General features: G+C 56.0%; 17 protein-coding genes. 15 read left to right on the top strand and 2 right to left on the bottom strand.

Annotated features, from left to right (window positions below):
* The first annotated feature begins 49 nt into the window (after positions 1-49).
* The 8 genes from E0L20_RS02815 to E0L20_RS02780 all read left to right on the top strand — a co-directional run bounded on the left by E0L20_RS02815 (position 50) and on the right by E0L20_RS02780 (position 6,737).
* On the top strand, positions 50-571 hold the full coding sequence (locus tag E0L20_RS02815; RefSeq protein WP_131632588.1) for a VOC family protein: 522 nt from the start codon (positions 50-52) through the stop codon (positions 569-571).
* A 140-nt stretch (positions 572-711) separates the two neighbouring features.
* Positions 712-927, top strand: coding sequence for a biofilm-dependent modulation protein (gene bdm, locus E0L20_RS02810; RefSeq protein WP_131632587.1), 216 nt, complete (start codon positions 712-714; stop codon positions 925-927).
* A gap of 95 nt (positions 928-1,022) precedes the next feature.
* Positions 1,023-1,160, top strand: a complete 138-nt coding sequence (gene sra, locus E0L20_RS02805) for a stationary-phase-induced ribosome-associated protein (protein ID WP_013096533.1) — start codon at positions 1,023-1,025, stop codon at positions 1,158-1,160.
* Positions 1,161-1,335: 175 nt separating this feature from the next.
* Positions 1,336-3,033, top strand: a complete 1,698-nt coding sequence (locus E0L20_RS02800) for an NAD-dependent malic enzyme (RefSeq protein ID WP_131632586.1) — start codon at positions 1,336-1,338, stop codon at positions 3,031-3,033.
* Between the two features lie 232 nt (positions 3,034-3,265).
* On the top strand, positions 3,266-3,955 hold the full coding sequence (locus E0L20_RS02795) for a hypothetical protein (protein ID WP_131632585.1): 690 nt from the start codon (positions 3,266-3,268) through the stop codon (positions 3,953-3,955).
* Between the two features lie 5 nt (positions 3,956-3,960).
* Positions 3,961-4,149 (top strand): hypothetical protein, encoded by a 189-nt coding sequence (locus tag E0L20_RS23985; protein ID WP_120158352.1) that lies wholly within the window; start codon positions 3,961-3,963, stop codon positions 4,147-4,149.
* Between the two features lie 34 nt (positions 4,150-4,183).
* Positions 4,184-4,663 carry an Hcp family type VI secretion system effector gene (locus E0L20_RS02785; RefSeq protein WP_131632584.1) on the top strand — a complete coding sequence of 160 codons (480 nt, stop codon included), beginning with the start codon at positions 4,184-4,186 and terminating at the stop codon, positions 4,661-4,663.
* A 364-nt stretch (positions 4,664-5,027) separates the two neighbouring features.
* Entirely contained in the window at positions 5,028-6,737 is a 1,710-nt protein-coding gene (locus E0L20_RS02780) for an ABC-F family ATP-binding cassette domain-containing protein (protein ID WP_131632583.1), read from the top strand.
* Positions 6,738-6,773: 36 nt separating this feature from the next.
* Here E0L20_RS02780 and E0L20_RS02775 read toward each other — a convergent pair whose 3' ends face one another.
* Positions 6,774-7,373: an inorganic diphosphatase gene (locus tag E0L20_RS02775; protein ID WP_131632582.1), complete on the bottom strand. Its 600-nt coding sequence runs from the start codon at positions 7,371-7,373 to the stop codon at positions 6,774-6,776.
* A 243-nt stretch (positions 7,374-7,616) separates the two neighbouring features.
* Between E0L20_RS02775 and adhP the strand changes: the two genes are divergently transcribed.
* Positions 7,617-8,627, top strand: coding sequence for an alcohol dehydrogenase AdhP (gene adhP / locus E0L20_RS02770; RefSeq protein WP_131632581.1), 1,011 nt, complete (start codon positions 7,617-7,619; stop codon positions 8,625-8,627).
* Between the two features lie 41 nt (positions 8,628-8,668).
* Here adhP and E0L20_RS02765 read toward each other — a convergent pair whose 3' ends face one another.
* Positions 8,669-9,175, bottom strand: a complete 507-nt coding sequence (locus tag E0L20_RS02765) for an RrF2 family transcriptional regulator (RefSeq protein ID WP_131632580.1) — start codon at positions 9,173-9,175, stop codon at positions 8,669-8,671.
* Between the two features lie 130 nt (positions 9,176-9,305).
* Here E0L20_RS02765 and E0L20_RS02760 point away from each other — a divergent pair, with 130 nt between their 5' ends.
* The 6 genes from E0L20_RS02760 to E0L20_RS02735 all read left to right on the top strand — a co-directional run bounded on the left by E0L20_RS02760 (position 9,306) and on the right by E0L20_RS02735 (position 16,662).
* Positions 9,306-10,508, top strand: a complete 1,203-nt coding sequence (locus E0L20_RS02760; RefSeq protein WP_131632579.1) for an NAD(P)/FAD-dependent oxidoreductase — start codon at positions 9,306-9,308, stop codon at positions 10,506-10,508.
* A gap of 141 nt (positions 10,509-10,649) precedes the next feature.
* Positions 10,650-12,269 carry a TIGR04028 family ABC transporter substrate-binding protein gene (locus E0L20_RS02755; protein WP_131632578.1) on the top strand — a complete coding sequence of 540 codons (1,620 nt, stop codon included), beginning with the start codon at positions 10,650-10,652 and terminating at the stop codon, positions 12,267-12,269.
* 10 nt (positions 12,270-12,279) lie between these two features.
* Positions 12,280-13,224, top strand: coding sequence for an ABC transporter permease (locus tag E0L20_RS02750; RefSeq protein WP_131632577.1), 945 nt, complete (start codon positions 12,280-12,282; stop codon positions 13,222-13,224).
* The gene (locus E0L20_RS02745) at positions 13,221-14,072 is read left to right on the top strand and encodes an ABC transporter permease (RefSeq protein WP_131632576.1); all 852 of its coding nucleotides are present in this window, start codon (positions 13,221-13,223) and stop codon (positions 14,070-14,072) included. The genes E0L20_RS02750 and E0L20_RS02745 overlap by 4 nt, the downstream gene beginning before the upstream one ends.
* Entirely contained in the window at positions 14,069-15,676 is a 1,608-nt protein-coding gene (locus E0L20_RS02740) for a dipeptide ABC transporter ATP-binding protein (RefSeq protein WP_131632575.1), read from the top strand. Before E0L20_RS02745 ends, E0L20_RS02740 begins: the two co-directional genes overlap by 4 nt.
* Positions 15,673-16,662, top strand: coding sequence for a putative FMN-dependent luciferase-like monooxygenase (locus E0L20_RS02735; RefSeq protein ID WP_131632574.1), 990 nt, complete (start codon positions 15,673-15,675; stop codon positions 16,660-16,662). The genes E0L20_RS02740 and E0L20_RS02735 overlap by 4 nt, the downstream gene beginning before the upstream one ends.
* Positions 16,663-16,665: the final 3 nt, after the last annotated feature.

Genomic DNA, 16,665 nt, shown 5'->3' with positions numbered 1-16,665 from the left:
GCCTGACAATCTTCTGCTATATTTATATTTTTTATAGCAGGAGATAAATATGCATTCATCGGTAAGGGGCATCGACCACATCGGTATTACGGTGCCCGACATTGAAAAATCCACCCTATTTTTTGAACGCGCTTTCGGCGCACAGGTTTTATATCACTCTGTCGATGCCGAAACCGATAATATTGACCACTCCGCCCAGCAGCACACGCTGAGATTATTCCCCGGCACTAAAATCCGCGCCATCCGCATGCTCGCCATGCCCCACGGACCCGGCATAGAACTCTTCGAAATGCACGGCCCTGAGCAGGGTATGCCTGCCCGTGCAAGCGACTTCGGCCTGCAGCACTTTGCTGTTTATGTTGATGATTTTGACGCTGCCGTCACTGCATTTACCGCCGCCGGGGGCGAAATGTTTACAGAGCCGAAGCCGCTCACCTTCCCGGACGAGCAGGGCGAAGGGAATGCTTTCTGTTATGGTCAAACGCCATGGGGCAGCATTGTGGAATTGATTTCCTGGCCTTCACCGATGCCCTACGAAAAAACAACAAATTTACGCCGCTGGAAACCCTAAATTTTATTTCTGTGCTAAGGCATATGATATTTTTATTTCCAGGACGAATCTGAACCACAACGGCAAAAATATTTGTCACTCTGAATGCGAATTACGATTTTGCAAGCCGTAACATTAAACAGATAACGAACGGAGGCAGCATGTTTACTTATTACCCGGCAAATACTACATCAGCACAACCAGAACTCGTGAACGCGATTGCGCAAGGTCTTCACGCCGAGCACGGTGCTGTGACTGAAGATGACATTTTGATGGAACTGACCCGGTGGGTGGAAGCCACAGACAATGACATCCTCAGTGACATCTACCAGCAGACCATTAACTACGTTGTGAGCGGGCAAAGCGCACCTTTGTAAAAACCTGCTAAGCTGGATCTGCAACCTAAGGGGTTACATTTCGCTTGCGCAAGCAGGCTTGTCCTTAAAACTATCAACAGGATTGAGGAGTTAATATGAAATCGAACCGTCAGGCACGCCATATTCTGGGACTGAACTACAAGCTGTCTAACCAGCGCAAAGTGGTGATTGAGGGCGACAGCGAAACCCAGGTCACCCACGCCACGGGCAGGAAACGCCACGCAGGCAAGTAAGTTCCGGCACGAAATCCACAGCACCATCGGTAATCCCGATGGTGTTTTTTTTATGTGTTGCGGTAATTAGTATTTAGCTCCTCTATAATACTGCCCGACCGCGCCCCGCAGCACAGGCCAGAAAGATGACAAACAGCAGTGTCAGGGACGGATCTTCAAAAAAAGAGTGAGTGACATGGACAACAAACTGAAAAAACATCGTTCCTTATATATTCCATACGCCGGTCCGGTATTACTGGAATTCCCCCTCCTGAACAAAGGCAGTGCCTTCAGCATGGAAGAACGCAGCAGCTTTAACCTGCTGGGCCTCCTTCCGGAAGTGGTTGAAACCATCGAAGAACAGGCAGAGCGCGCCTGGATACAGTACCAGGGCTTCAAAACCGAAATCGACAAACACATCTACCTGCGAAACATTCAGGACACCAACGAAACCCTCTTCTACCGCCTGGTGCAAAATCATCTCGAAGAGATGATGCCGGTGATTTACACCCCGACGGTCGGCGCGGCCTGCGAGCGTTTCTCTGAAATCTACCGTCGCTCCCGCGGCGTGTTTATCTCCTATCAGAATCGTCACAACATGGATGACATTCTGCAGAACGTGCCTAACCACAACATCAAGGTGATTGTGGTGACCGACGGTGAACGTATTCTTGGCCTTGGCGACCAGGGCATCGGCGGAATGGGCATTCCAATCGGTAAGCTTTCTCTGTACACCGCGTGCGGCGGTATCAGCCCGGCCTATACGCTGCCGGTGGTGCTTGATGTGGGTACTAACAACCAGCAGCTGCTGACCGATCCGCTGTACATGGGCTGGCGCCACCCGCGCATTACCGACGACGAGTACTACCAGTTCGTTGATGATTTCATCCAGGCCGTGAAGCACCGCTGGCCGGACGTGCTGCTGCAGTTTGAAGATTTCGCGCAGAAAAACGCGATGCCGCTGCTGAACCGCTATCGGGATGAGATCTGCTCGTTTAACGACGACATTCAGGGCACTGCAGCCGTCACCGTGGGCACGCTGATTGCCGCCAGCCGCGCGGCGGGCAGCCAGCTGAGCTATCAGAAAATCGTGTTCCTCGGCGCAGGCTCTGCGGGCTGCGGCATTGCCGAACAGATTATCGCCCAGACCCAGCGCGAAGGATTAAGCGAAGAGCTGGCACGCTCCCGCGTGTTCATGGTCGATCGCTTTGGCCTGCTGACGGATGGTATGCCAAACCTGCTCCCGTTCCAGACGAAGCTGGTGCAAAAGCGCGAAGGACTGAAGAACTGGGACACCGACAACGACGTGCTCTCCCTGCTCGACGTGGTACGCAACGTGAAGCCGGATATTCTGATCGGCGTTTCCGGGCAAACCGGCCTCTTCACCGAAGAGATCATTCGCGAGATGCACAAGTACTGCGAACGCCCAATCGTGATGCCGCTCTCTAACCCGACCTCTCGCGTGGAAGCGACGCCGCAGGACATCATCGCCTGGACCGAAGGCAATGCGCTGGTTGCCACCGGCAGCCCGTTCGATCCGGTAGTCTGGAAAGACAAGGTTTATCCGATTGCCCAGTGCAATAACTCCTATATCTTCCCGGGCATTGGTCTGGGCGTTATCGCCTCCGGCGCGTCGCGCATTACTGACGAAATGCTGATGTCGGCAAGTGAGACCCTTGCGGGCCACTCCCCGCTGGTGAACGATGGTGAAGGCCTGGTGTTGCCGGAGCTGAAAGATATCCAGAAAGTCTCCCGTGCCATTGCGTTTGCGGTCGGCAAAATGGCCCAGCAGCAGGGCGTGGCGGTAAATACCTCTGCCGATGCGCTGCAGCAGGCCATTGACGATAACTACTGGATGCCGGAATACCGCAGCTATCGTCGTACTTCGATTTAATTCTACGCTCCGACCGTTCCCTCTCCTCAACGGGAGAGGGAACGTGAACCCCTCCTTCCTTTATTTTCTTTTCTGCTACTACAGCACTCCCTGCCCTGTATTTAAAAAATTAATATTTCGACAACCATGCATATTCCGTAGAAATATAAATATTACGCATAACACTTTTTGCCTAAATAAAAGATTGTTTTAAGGGTTTATTAGCATTTCCCATCACTAAAAAGGAGCGGTTATGTACTATAGCGATCAAGTGATACGTTATTTACAGGCGAATAACATCCTTGCGTTAAAACTCGACCACGCATTAGCGGGTGTAGGAAAAGCCGTATCAAATCAGATTGAAACGATCGGCGCAGGTGCTACGCGCGCGCTGTATTATACGTCTTGCTTTACTGCTGAATATCAGGATGTATGTCAGAAGCAAAAGTCCCAAGACATGCGATTTGCTAAGGGTGTATATCATGTAATATGGCATAGAGATGTTGTGTGTGAAATGCTCAAAATCTATTTTGAAGAAGTATTCCGGCACAAAACCTCCGATCAACTAGAGCACATCAAAAAATTACTAATGGCAGTAAATATTCATATCGCCGCAAGTTCACTGACAAACTCGGGATTTGCTTTAGCAACAGCATCATTTGTTGCTGCAGGCTTGAATATAAGCCTTGAACTCAGTGTACAGACAGGACGAAGAGCAGGCGGTTTTGTTGGGATTATTGGCGTATATGGCGTTGTGCAGAAAGCGGCAGATAGCGCGAGTCGTCTTCAGATTACCTATCCAGAGTACTACTCGGCATTATATGCACAGGAATTGGAAATGATGTACTTCCTGATAGAACCATTGTTTGAGCGAGCAGGAGCGTTTAAAGCACAATGGGGATTGGATGGTGAAATTGCAGATATCATCAGAAGGCTGATTTGATGAGCATAATGATTCTTATTAAACGGATTTTCAGGCGAATATTCAGGTCATTGATATCGATGTACGGCCCTGCCTTATTGACACTTGCATTTGCTGTTGTCTTTTTTCAATTTTTCCCTGATGGACCGATATGGCCTGTCCCCATATTCTGCATTTTCGTTATCGTTGTCTTTTATCGATATGTTAAATGGTAGCCGTCAAAGGCTATCTTATTTATAAGGAAATATTATGTCTACACCCGCACACTTATGGCTTGAAGATGAAAATGGTTCTCCGATCGTTGGCAATTGCCTTATGCCACTTCGCCTGGGGTCTATCGAGTTAAAATCCTTCTCACACGGTGTCACTATCCCAGTAGATCCAAGCTGGGGAAAACTGACAGGAACGCGAGTTCATCGCCCTATCACAATAGTAAAGGAGTTTGATCAGACAACACCACTTTTATACCGCGCTGTCTGTGAAGGCCGAACTATGAAGAAAGCCACAATTAAAATGTACCGAATTCTCGAATCAGGCATTGAGGCCGAGTATTTCAATATCATTCTGGAAAACGTCAAGTTCACAACGGTTGCACCCTACCTGGCTCCTAACAGTATGAGCAGTACACACCTTGAAACGCTCGAATTGCGCTATGAAGCGATAACCTGGAAGTATACGGAGGGTAATATTATCTATCGTGATTCATGGAACGATCGTTGTTGCGCATGATAACGAAGGGGACCAAAAGGTACTTTACCTCCATTGACCCTGATGAAGAGTGAAAATGCTTAAGTTAACCGCAGAGCTGCCATAAGTGGTAAAGGTAGGCTTATGCTTAAAAACGTTATATAGTGATAGCTACCTATAAACTCACAACATATAAGGAGGCTAATTATGCTGTATCGTGAAATTTTCAATGTTTCACATACATTTGGCGATCGCACTCGCTCAAGCGTTATCGGTATCGTGCTGCGATAACTTCTGCTTGAGCGAAGACACCAACCCCTGAAATCCCTTCTCTCGGGCTTACTGAGTTATCGTCAGCGATGTTTGACGAGGCATAACCATGCCTGTAACTCTTGGGTAAGCAACAATGAGCACTTTACTCACTGCACAATCTTTACGCGTTGATACGGCGTTTGGCACGCTCTTCGACTCACTCTCCTTTACGCTGAAAAAAGGCGACCGCATTGGTCTGCTGGGCGATAACGGCTGCGGAAAAAGTACGCTTTTAAAAATTCTGGACGGTACGGACTCCCCTGCTGCCGGAACGGTAGCGCTGGCCGGCCACTGCCTGATGGCGCGCGTGGAGCAACATCTGCCGGAAGCGATTTATCCCCTGACCATGCTGGATGCGGTACTGGCTCAGCTGCCGTCTGCTGAACGCGACAGCCTGTGCTGGAAAGCCGAAACGCTGCTGGCGGGCATGGGCTTTACGCCGCAGGACATGGCGCTGCAATCCGCCACCCTGAGCGGCGGACAGCATACGCGCCTGCTGCTGGCGCGCGCGCTGATAGGCGAGCCGGATCTCCTCCTTCTGGATGAACCCAGCAACCACCTCGACCTGCCCACCATGCTATGGCTTGAGCAGTTCTTACAGAACTGGGCTGGCAGCTTCGTGCTGGTTTCGCACGACCGTCAGCTGCTGGACGCCGTGACCAACGGCAGCTGGTTCCTGCGTGACAAAACGCTGCATTACTTTGCCCTTCCCTGCACCGCCGCGCGCCGCGCGCTGGCTGCCAGGGACGAAAGCGATGCGCAGCGTCATAAAGCTGAACAAAAGGAGATCGACCGCGTGGCCGCCAGCGCCAGGCGGCTGGCGACCTGGGGCAAGGTTTACGACAACGAAGATCTGTCCCGCAAGGCCAAACAGATGGAAAAACAGGTCGAACGGCTAAAGGAGAGCCAGACGGAAGTGACGGCCGGCAGCCAGTGGACGTTAACCCTTCGCGGCGACGCGCTTCGGGCTGACCGCCTGCTGGAGATGGAAAACCTCGGCGTGCCGCCAGCGCCGGGCCTTCCGAACCTGTTCAACATCGACATCGCGCGGCTAAAAAGCGGCGATCGGGTGGCGATTGTGGGTCGTAACGGCTGCGGTAAATCGTCGCTGATGAAGCTCATCTGGCGACAGTTTACGGATGCACGGACAGACGATGGATTGAAGATCCATCCTCGCGTATCGCCAGGTTACTACGACCAGACGCTGCACCAGCTGCCGGACGATGCCTCGCTGCTTGACGCCCTGGAGCCGTTTGCCCCCGATCCGCAGAACCGCAAAATGGCCCTGATTAGCGCCGGGTTCCCCTGGGCGCGCCACGGACAAAAGGTCAGCACCCTGAGCGGCGGCGAGCGTTCTCGCCTGCTGTTTGTTGGCCTGACGCTTGCCCGCTATAGCCTGCTGATGCTGGATGAACCCACCAACCATCTGGACATGGAAGGCAAAGAGGCGCTGGCGGAAACCCTGCAACAGTTCGAAGGTGGCGTGCTGCTGGTCAGCCACGATCGTCAGTTAATCAGCCAAAGCTGCAATCGTTTTTGGCTGATTGAGGACGGAAAGCTGAGCGAATGGCACGATGCTGAGGCGGTATTTGAACGGCTGCGTGAAAGCACTGGGCTTACATCACCGATATCTGCTCCAGTGGTCAACGGTGAGTCCTGTTCAGAGTTTGACGATTTGCTTGAACGGCTGGTCGCGCTGGAAACGCTGCTCGAGGAAGACCTGGCGCGTAAGCCGAAGCATCAAAAGCCGCAGCTGCAGGCGCAATGGCGTAAAGAGATTGAGATGATAGAAGCACAGCTGTAAAACCGGGCCCGGCGGTAGCCTCGCCGGGCCAGTTTTTTACTGCGGTTTTTTCTCTTTCCAGGCATCCCATGCCTGTTTAATTTCCTGCTTCGCCGTCGCGGCGTCGTTGAAGCCGCTCAGCTCCACTTTTTTGCGCCCTTCCGGCAGCTGTTTGTACACGCGGAAAAACGACTCCAGGCGCTGTACTTCTATTTTCGGCAGGTCGCTTAGCTCTTTAACGTCGTCATAGGTCGGGTCGATTTTGCTCGCCGGGACCGCAACGATTTTGTCGTCTTTCTCACCGCCGTCGACCATCTTCAGCACGCCGATCGCGCGCAGCTTGATAAGCGTGCCCGGCGCCATCGGTGCGCGGGTGTAGAAAATTACATCCAGCGGATCGCCATCACCTGCCAGGGACTGGGTCAAAGAACCGTAGTTCGCCGGGTATGCTACCGGCATGGACTGGAAACGATCCGCGACGATAAAGCCGGTTTTGGCATCGGTTTCATATTTGATAATGCCTCCCGCCGGGATCTCTGTGACGGCATAAAACTCTTCCGGATTGTTTTCCGGCTGAGGGAAGTCGAGGATGTTTTGCGCCTGTACGGAAGCGGACAGGAGGATGCTGATTGCGAGAAGCTTTTTCACCAGATGCATTGTCTTTTAACTCTTCGGTTATTTGGAAGACAACACGTTACGTTTGGGTCATGACAGAAACATGACGTTTTTTTGGCACTTTTATTCCCCCCTGATTATTAGAGGAACGCTGTATTCTTAATCTGAAATCGAATGAAATTATGACATTATGTTGCCGTCACCTTGCATTACAGCGCCAATCCATTAATCCTTAGTGAGTAATACCCTGCTATGCAGACACTCATCATGAACAAGGAGAAATACATGAAGGCTGCTGTCGTTACACAGGATCATCAGGTCAACGTCACCGAAAAAACCCTACGCTCGCTGAAGCATGGCGAAGCCCTTCTGAAGATGGAATGCTGTGGCGTTTGCCACACCGACCTTCACGTAAAAAATGGCGATTTCGGCGATAAAACCGGTGTGATCCTGGGCCATGAAGGGATTGGGATCGTAAAAGAGATTGGGCCGGGCGTCCATTCGCTGAAAGTGGGCGATCGCGCCAGCGTGGCGTGGTTCTTCGAGGGCTGCGGACACTGTGAATATTGTAATACCGGGAACGAAACCCTGTGCCGCGATGTGAAAAATGCCGGTTATTCCGTCGACGGCGGGATGGCGGAAGAGTGCATCGTAACGGCGGATTACGCGGTTAAGGTGCCAGAGGGTCTGGGTTCTGCCGAGGCCAGCAGCATTACCTGTGCGGGCGTGACCACCTATAAGGCCGTGAAGGTATCAGATATCAAACCGGGTCAGTGGATTGCGATCTATGGCCTGGGCGGGCTGGGCAACCTTGCGCTGCAATACGCCAAAAACGTCTTTAATGCCAAAGTTATCGCTATCGACGTGAACGATGAACAGCTGAAACTGGCGGCAAGCATGGGCGCGGATTTAACCGTAAACTCCCGCAATGAAGACGCAGCAAAAGTCATTCAGGAAAAAACCGGTGGCGCACATGCCGCGGTGGTCACTGCTGTCGCAAAAGCGGCGTTCAACTCGGCGGTTGACGCCGTTCGTGCCGGTGGTCGCGTGGTCGCGGTTGGCCTGCCGCCAGAAGCGATGAGCCTGGATATTCCACGTCTGGTTCTGGACGGCATTCAGGTGGTCGGGTCGCTGGTCGGTACGCGCCAGGATCTGCAGGAAGCCTTCCAGTTTGCCGCAGAAGGCAAAGTGGTGCCGAAAGTGACGATGCGCCCGCTGGAAGATATCAACGCCATTTTCAAAGAGATGGAACAGGGCCAAATCCGTGGCCGTATGGTGATTGATTTACGTTCCTAAACGTCTCTGCCGGGTGAGGCTTCACCTTACCCGGCCAACTTCTACGACGAACGCCGGTCAGAAATCCACGCCTGAACCTCAATCTGGAACGTGTCCGGCGCTTTGCGGTACATCTTGCGCGCCAGGTCGAGAATGGTGTGGCGCGCTAACTCCTCTTCCATTCGCTGCTGCGCGCTGTCCATCACCGAACGTACCCCGCACGGGCCTTCGCACACCCAGGCTGGAGGCGTTTCATCGAAAACTGCCAGCCTCTGGCGCACTTCCCGGCACTCGAACATATTTTTTTCACCATCTATGGCATGGGCAACATCCAGCACGGTGATCAGTTCCGCCGGTCTGGCCAGCTTAAATCCCCCGCCCTTGCCCTCGGTGCTAATCACCAGCCCGGCACGCGACAGTCGGGTAAAGATTTTCCCCAGGTAATCATAGGGCACGCCCTGCAGGGCCGCCATTTCCCGGACGCTCATCTCCCGCTCGTTGCCCTTCGCATCCACCATGCACATCAGGCTGTGAATGCCATATTCCACACCGGAACTGTAAAACGCCATGGGTAACTCCAGTTTGCTGTTCGGGCCATTATAACGATTTTTAACTCAGAAAGAAGTTGTCGCAGTTAACTCCGACAAGTATAGTGGCAGTTATGTCAGACATCCGGCCTGACGATCAAAAGGATCGAACATGAAGAAGCAGATTTTAATTGTGGGTAGTGGATTTTCCGGTATGTGGGCCGCGGTCAGCGCCGCTCGCCTATCTTCGCTTGAGGGGAATAACGGTCTGAATATCGCCGTACTGGCACCAGCTCCTGAACTGCGCGTGCGCCCACGCTTCTATGAAGAAAGCGTATCGACGCTGGTCGCGCCGCTCACCGAACTGTTTGCGGAACTGGGTATAGCGTATATTGCGGGTAGCGCAGAATGTATTGATACGAAGGCAAAAAAAGTTACCTACCTGGATGCCGACGGTCTTAAAGCCACGGTAGCCTACGAACGTTTAGTGCTGGCAACCGGTAGCCAGACCAAACGTCCTTCCATTGCCGGGCTGGCTGAACACGCCTTTGATATCGACCAGCTGGAATCGGCGCAGGTCTTCGAGCAGCACCTGGATTCTCTGACCTCACGCCCCGCCTCTCCTGAGCGCAATACCGTGGTGGTTTGCGGCGGCGGTTTTACCGGCATTGAGCTGGCGACCGAGCTTCCTGCCCGCCTCCGCGCACGCTTGGGTGAAAATACTGAGATTAAAGTTATCGTAGTTGAGCGCGGTGCCGTCATCGGCGGGCGTTACAGTGCAGCCCTGCGCAAAACCGTTGAAGACGCAAGCCGCGAGCTGGGCGTGGAATGGCGTCTTAACAGCGAGGTTGAAGCAATCGATGCGAACGGCGTAACGCTAAAAAACGGGGAACATATTGCCGCTTCTACCGTGGTGTGGACGGCGGGCGTTGAGGCAAACCCGCTTAGCCAGCAGATTGAGGGGGAACGTGATAATCAGGGACGCCTTATCGTCACCGAGTCGCTGCAGGTTCCCGACTGTCCGGACGTGTATGCCACGGGGGATATGGCGCACGCGAAAACGGACGACGCGGGTAACACGGCGCTGATGACCTGCCAGCACGCGATCCAGCTAGGGAAATTCGCCGGACACAACGCAGCCGCCAGCCTGCTCAACATCGAGCCCTACCCTTATCGCCAGGTGAACTACGTGACCTGCCTGGATTTAGGCGCATGGGGCGCGGTCTACACCGAGGGCTGGGAGCAGGAGGTGAAATCGGTGCGCGACGAGGCGAAGAAGATCAAAATCGCCATCACCAACGAGCTGATCTACCCCCCGGCAGCGGACAAAACGGTGGCCTTTGCCGCCGCCGACCCGCTGGCGAAATTCGTCTAGTACACTGTCATCGCCCCGTTTCCGGGGCGTTTTTTATTTTCAGTTTCCGGCAATCCTTATCTCAATTCCTTTGTTCCCTTGTTTTGCCCCGCGTCCGATGATGAATCCGACGCTAACAAGAAGATAACAAAGGAATTCACCATGCAAACCCCCTTTCGCCTGCCGCTGCTGACGGCGCTGATTCTGGCTACCGCTACCGCCTACGCTGCGGATGCGCCCGTGAAGGGCGGCACATTGATTTATCTTGAACAGCAGGCCCACACGAACCTCTATCCGCCTGCCGGTGGCTTCTATCCCAACGGCGGGATCCTGAATCAAATTACGGACAAGCTGACCTGGCAGAACCCGAAAACGCTGCAGGTTGAACCCTGGGTTGCTGAAAGCTGGACCACCAACGCCGATAAAACCGAGTACACCTTTAAAATCCGTCCCGGCATCACCTTCTCTGACGGGACGCCGCTGGATGCTAACGCCGTGGCCAAAAATTTCGATACCTACGGCCTGGGCAATAAAGCACAGCGCCTGCCGGTGTCGGAAGTGATCAATAACTACGATCGCAGCGAAGTGGTCGATCCGCTGACCGTGAAGTTTTACTTCAAAAAGCCGTCGCCGGGCTTCCTTCAGGGCACGGCAACCATTGGTTCGGGCCTTGTCTCGCTGAGCACGCTGAAGCGTAACTTTGAAGCGCTGGGCGATGCCCGCCATATCATCGGCTCCGGCCCGTTTGTGGTGAAGGACGAGAAGCTCGGTCGCGAAGTGACGCTTGAAGCCCGCAAGGACTATCGGTGGGGGCCAAAAAATCTGGCGCAGCAGGGGCCAGCCAATCTCGACGGCATTAAATTTATTGTGACCCAGGAAGACAGCGTGCGCGTCGGCGCGCTGCTGGCAGGTCAGGCCGACTTTATTCGTCAGGTTCAGGCCTATGATGAAAAACAGGCTACGGATCAGGGCTATAAAATCTACGCCGCCCCTACGCGCGGGGTAAACGACAGCATCAGCTTCCGGCCGGACAACCCGCTGGTCTCCGACCTTCGCGTTCGTCAGGCGCTGCTGCACGCCACCAATTCCAAACAGGTGGTCGATACCCTTTTCTCACCAAACTATCCGCAGGCCAAATCGGTTATCGCTGATTCCGCAGCGGGCTTTGTCGACCTCAGCGACAAGCTCACTTTCGACCCGACCAAAGCCAATTCGTTGCTTGATGAAGCAGGCTGGAAGGCGGGTGCCGACGGGATCCGCACCAAAGACGGTCAGCGCCTGGCGATGACCGTTTATGAATCCCTGCCGCAGCCGCAAAACAAAGAGGTGCTGCAGCTCGTGGCACAGCAGTGGCGCCAGGTTGGCGTTGCGCTGAGCGTGAAGGCCGGTGACGCGGGCAGCCGCACGCTGGATAACCTCGACCCGCTGAAAACCCCGCTCACCGTCTCCGAAGTAGGCCGCGCCGACCCGGACGTGGTGAAAAGTATGTTCTACCCCGCTAACCGCGACGCGCTGCTGCAAAAAGGCGGCTCCAGCGACAAAGTTAAAAGCTTCCGTGACGACAGGCTGAATGAACTTCTGGTGAACATCTCGGCTGAGGTCGATCCGCAAAAGCGCCTGCAGCTGACCGGATACGCCCAGCGCTATCTGCTGGATAACGCCTACGTTATTCCGATCTTCGAGGAGCCGCAGGTCTTTGCTGGTGCCCCCTGGCTAAAAGGCGTGAGCTTTGAAGCGGTAGGCCGCCCGTCGTTCTACGGCGCGTGGATTAAAAAACACTGAGGAGCTGACGATGCGCCACGCACTTCTTCAACGTTTTGGGCACGGGCTGCTGGTACTGTGGGCCGCCTTCACCCTCTCGTTCGTGTTGCTTCAGGTGCTGCCGGGCGACGCGGTGCTCATTAAATTCCAGAACCCGGATCTGGGCTTAAGCCCGGCGCAAATCGAGGAGATGCGCGTAGCCTACGGCGCGGACAGCCCCCTGTGGCAACAGTATGCCCACACGCTGCTGGCGATGCTGCACGGGGATTTCGGCTATTCACTGCAGGCAGGCGTGCCGGTCAGCGAGCTGATTGCCAGCAATCTACCGGATACCCTGAGCCTCGCCCTGCCCGCGTTTGTACTGGCGGTCCTGCTGGCGTTCGCGTTGGCCTTTGCATCGCGTCTGCCGGGATTACGCTGGCTGAGCAATACCATTCAGTCAGTGCCGGTGCTGTTTATCTCTCTGCCGACGTTTTGGCTGGGCATCGCCCTGATTCAACTCTTTTCGTTCCAGCTGCGGCTGATCCCGGTAATTAACCCGTCGCCGCTGCAGGGTCTAATCCTGCCGATCGTGACCGTTGCCATTCCGATCTCCGCCCCGCTGGCGCAAATTCTGATGCGCAGCCTGGACCAGGTGGCAGCGCAACCGTTTGTGGCCGTTGCGCGGGCAAAAGGGCTAAGCGAAACCGCAGTGCTGTGGCGTCACGTCACCGGCAACGCTCTGCTGCCGGTTCTAAATATTGCCGGACTGCTGTTAGGCGAGCTGATTGCCGGGGCGCTGATAACGGAAACCGTTTTTGGCCGCAGCGGGCTCGGGCAGCTGACCCAGCAGGCGGTGAATAACCAGGATATCGCGGTGCTTCAGGCCGTCGTCATGATTTCCGCACTCGGTTTTGTGCTGATAAACCTGCTGGTCGATCTGCTGATGCCGCTGTTTGACCCGCGCCTGCAAACCGTTACCGGAGGTGCTTCATGAGTCTTGTCGATTATGCTGCCGCTGCGCGAAAACGCGTCCCCTCGTGGCAAGGGCTGCAATGGCAGCCGGGGCTTTGGCTGGCGTGGGCGGTGATTATCGCCGCTGCCCTCGCGGCCGTTGCGCCGGGCCTGTTTACCCACTACAGCCCGATTGAAGGGATCGCCGGGGCGCAGCGTCTGGCCCCGCAGGCGGGCCACTGGCTCGGCACCGATCAGCTTGGCCGTGACGTGTATACCCGCATTGTTTACGGGGCGTCGCACTCCCTCAGTGCCGCGCTCGCCGCCGTCACCCTGGGGCTGCTGTTTGGCACCGGGCTGGGCGTGACTGCCGGGGCGTTCGCCGGACGCGTGGAGTCCCTGTTGATGCGTGTCGTTGACGTGCTGCTGTCCATTCCGTCCCTGCTGCTGTCGCTGACGGTTATCATTCTGCTCGGGTTTGGCACCGTCAACGCGGCGATTGCCGTTGGCGTCGCCTCCATTGCCAGCTTCGCTCGCCTGGCGCGCGGTGAAGTGGTACGCATCCGCCACACCGATTATGTCGAAGCGGCCTACGGGAGCGGCGGAACGTTCTTTGCCGTGCTGTGGCGACACATTCTGCCCAACTCGCTAACGGCGGTTCTCGCCTTCGCGACGCTCCAGTTCGGTCAGGCTATCCTGGCGCTGTCGACGCTGAGCTTCCTCGGCTACGGCACGCCGCCGCCCGTTCCCGAGTGGGGGCTGCTGATCGCCGAAGGCCGAAACTATCTCTCTACCGCCTGGTGGCTAACCACCTTCCCTGGTCTGGTGGTGATCGCTGTCGTGCTGGCCACCAACCGTATCAGCCAACAGTTTAGCGGAGGCCGTTCATGACCGTTCTCTCAGTGGAAAACCTGACGATCAGCTACCGCACCGCGCGCCAGTGGCGCGAGGTGGTCCATCACGTCAGCTTTACCCTCACGCGCGGCGAAATGCTGGCGTTCGTCGGCGAATCCGGCTCAGGGAAAACCACCACGGCGCAGGCGATTATTGGCCTGCTGGCGGAAAACGCCCGGCGCGATGGCGGAAAAATCAGCCTCAACGGCGAGGAGATAAGCCAGTGGTCGGCTAAACGGCTCGACGCGCTGCGCGGCGCGCGGATCAGCCTCGTCCCGCAGGATCCGGGTAACTCGTTGAATCCGGTGAAAACCATCGGTGCCCAGGTGGGCGAAATTATTCAGCTGCACCAGAAGGTGACCCGCGCCGAGCGCGACGAGCAGGTGCTCGCCCTGCTGACAAAGGTCGGACTGAGCCATCCGGAGCAGCGCATGAAGCAGTATCCCCATCAGCTTTCAGGCGGCATGAAGCAGCGCGTACTGATTGCGATCGCCATTGCCCTAAAGCCGGACGTCATCGTCGCCGATGAACCCACCAGCGCGCTGGATGTCACCGTGCAAAAGCGCATTCTGGACCTGCTTGACGTACTGCGTCGGGAGTCCGGAACCGCCGTCCTGTTGGTGACCCACGACCTGGCGCTTGCCGCTCAGCGCGCCGACAGGGTGCTGGTCTTTCGCCACGGCGACGTCCAGGAGCAAGGGATCACGAGCGATATCATTCGTACCCCTCAGCACGCCTATACCCGCCAGCTGTTGAGTGACTTGCAGGGTCAGCGTTTGACCATTCCGCCAGTAGCAGGCCGTCCGCTGGCTTCGCCCGCTATTCGCGCGCTGTCCATCAGCAAAAAATTCTCCCTGGGTAGAGGGCACCACCTGCAGGCACTCGATAACGTCAGCGTTGAAGTGACGCGCGGCAGCACCCACGCGCTGGTCGGTGAATCGGGGTCGGGTAAAACCACCCTCGCCCGCATTTTGCTCGGGTTTGAGCAGGCCGATAGCGGTCGCGTGATTATCGATGATATTGATGCGACCACCCTCAGCCGGGAAGCGCGTCGGCAGCTGCGGCAAAAAATTCAGTTCGTTTACCAAAATCCGTTTGCCTCCCTCGACCCGCGACAGACGCTCTTTGACATTATCGAAGAGCCGCTGAAGAACTTTACCCGCATCACTAAAGCGGAACGCAAAACCCGCGTGGAGACCGTCGCGCAGCGTGTTGCCCTACCCGTTGATATACTGACGCGCACCGCGCGAGAACTGTCCGGCGGGCAACGCCAGCGCGTCGCCATCGCCCGCGCGCTGATACTTAACCCGACCATTCTGGTACTGGACGAAGCCACCTCGGCCCTGGACGTCACCGTGCAGGCTCAGATTCTGGCGCTCCTGCAGCAGCTACAGCAGCAGCTGGGGCTGACCTATCTCTTTATCACGCACGATCTGGCCACGGTTCGCCGCATTGCGCATAGCGTCACCGTGCTGCGCAGCGGCCAGATCGTTGAACAGGGCACGGTCGAGACGCTGTTTGCTTCACCGCAGAACGACTACACCCGCGAACTGATTGACGCCATCCCCCATTTCTTACCCGCTACGGAGGAGTTCGCATGACGCGAAAACGCCTGGGATTTTTCACCCGCCTGCTGGATGATGCCTCGCCAAAGGAGCGCTATCGCCTGGCGACGGAGCAGATCCGCCACGCCGAACGCCACGGCTTTAACAGCGCCTGGATTGCCCAGCACCACTTTCATGAACACGAAGGCGGGCTGCCGTCGCCGCTGCTGTTCCTCGCGCACGTTGCCGCCCATACGACAACCATCCGCCTTGGTACGGCCATTATCACCCTGCCGATGGAAAATCCGCTGCGTGTCGCAGAGGACGCCGCCGTGCTGGATCTGCTCTCAGACGGACGCCTTGAAGTGGGTTTCGGTTCCGGCGGCACCCCGACCTCCTTCCTGCCGTTTGGCCTGACGTTTGAAGAACGCGGCGCGGCCTTTGCTGACCATCTTCACCTTATCCAAAGCGCCTGGCGCGGGGATTCGCTCACCCATCCCGATAACCATCTTTACCCGCCCGCACCGCAGCTGGCTGAACGCATCTGGATAGCGACCTTCTCCGTTGACGGTGCCGTGCGCGCCGCGCGGGCCGGACACGGCTTGATGCTTTCCCGCACCCAGCCGCGCCCGGCTGAGGGGCTGGACCTCACGCTCGACGCGATCCAGAACCCGATTGTCGATGCCTATCTTGATGCGCTGCCCGCAGGCGTGGCGCCACGGATCCTCGCCTCCCGCACCGCGTTCGTTGCCGATAGCGATGACTATGCGCTGAAGGTCGCCACGCCGGGCTTAGCCAGGCAGGCTCAGCAGCATCGTGCCGCCGGACACGTGGTGAAAGGCGAGACCGTCCACGATTATCGTCGCCAGTTTGATGCCCACATTGGCTCGCCTGAAACGGTGCTGGCCTCGCTAAAAGCAGATTCGGTGCTCACGCGCGCAACGGACGTCTCATTCCAGGTGCATTCGGTCGAACCGTCGCACCGCGACACCCTGCGCTCGATTGAGCTGATTGCAGAACATATTGCCCCCCACATTCTTTGAGGA

The sequence above is a fragment of the Enterobacter wuhouensis genome (assembly GCF_004331265.1).
Classification (GTDB): domain Bacteria; phylum Pseudomonadota; class Gammaproteobacteria; order Enterobacterales; family Enterobacteriaceae; genus Enterobacter; species Enterobacter wuhouensis.
Note: the sequence above shows the minus strand (reverse complement) of the source record. Positions and strands in the feature narration are given on the sequence as shown.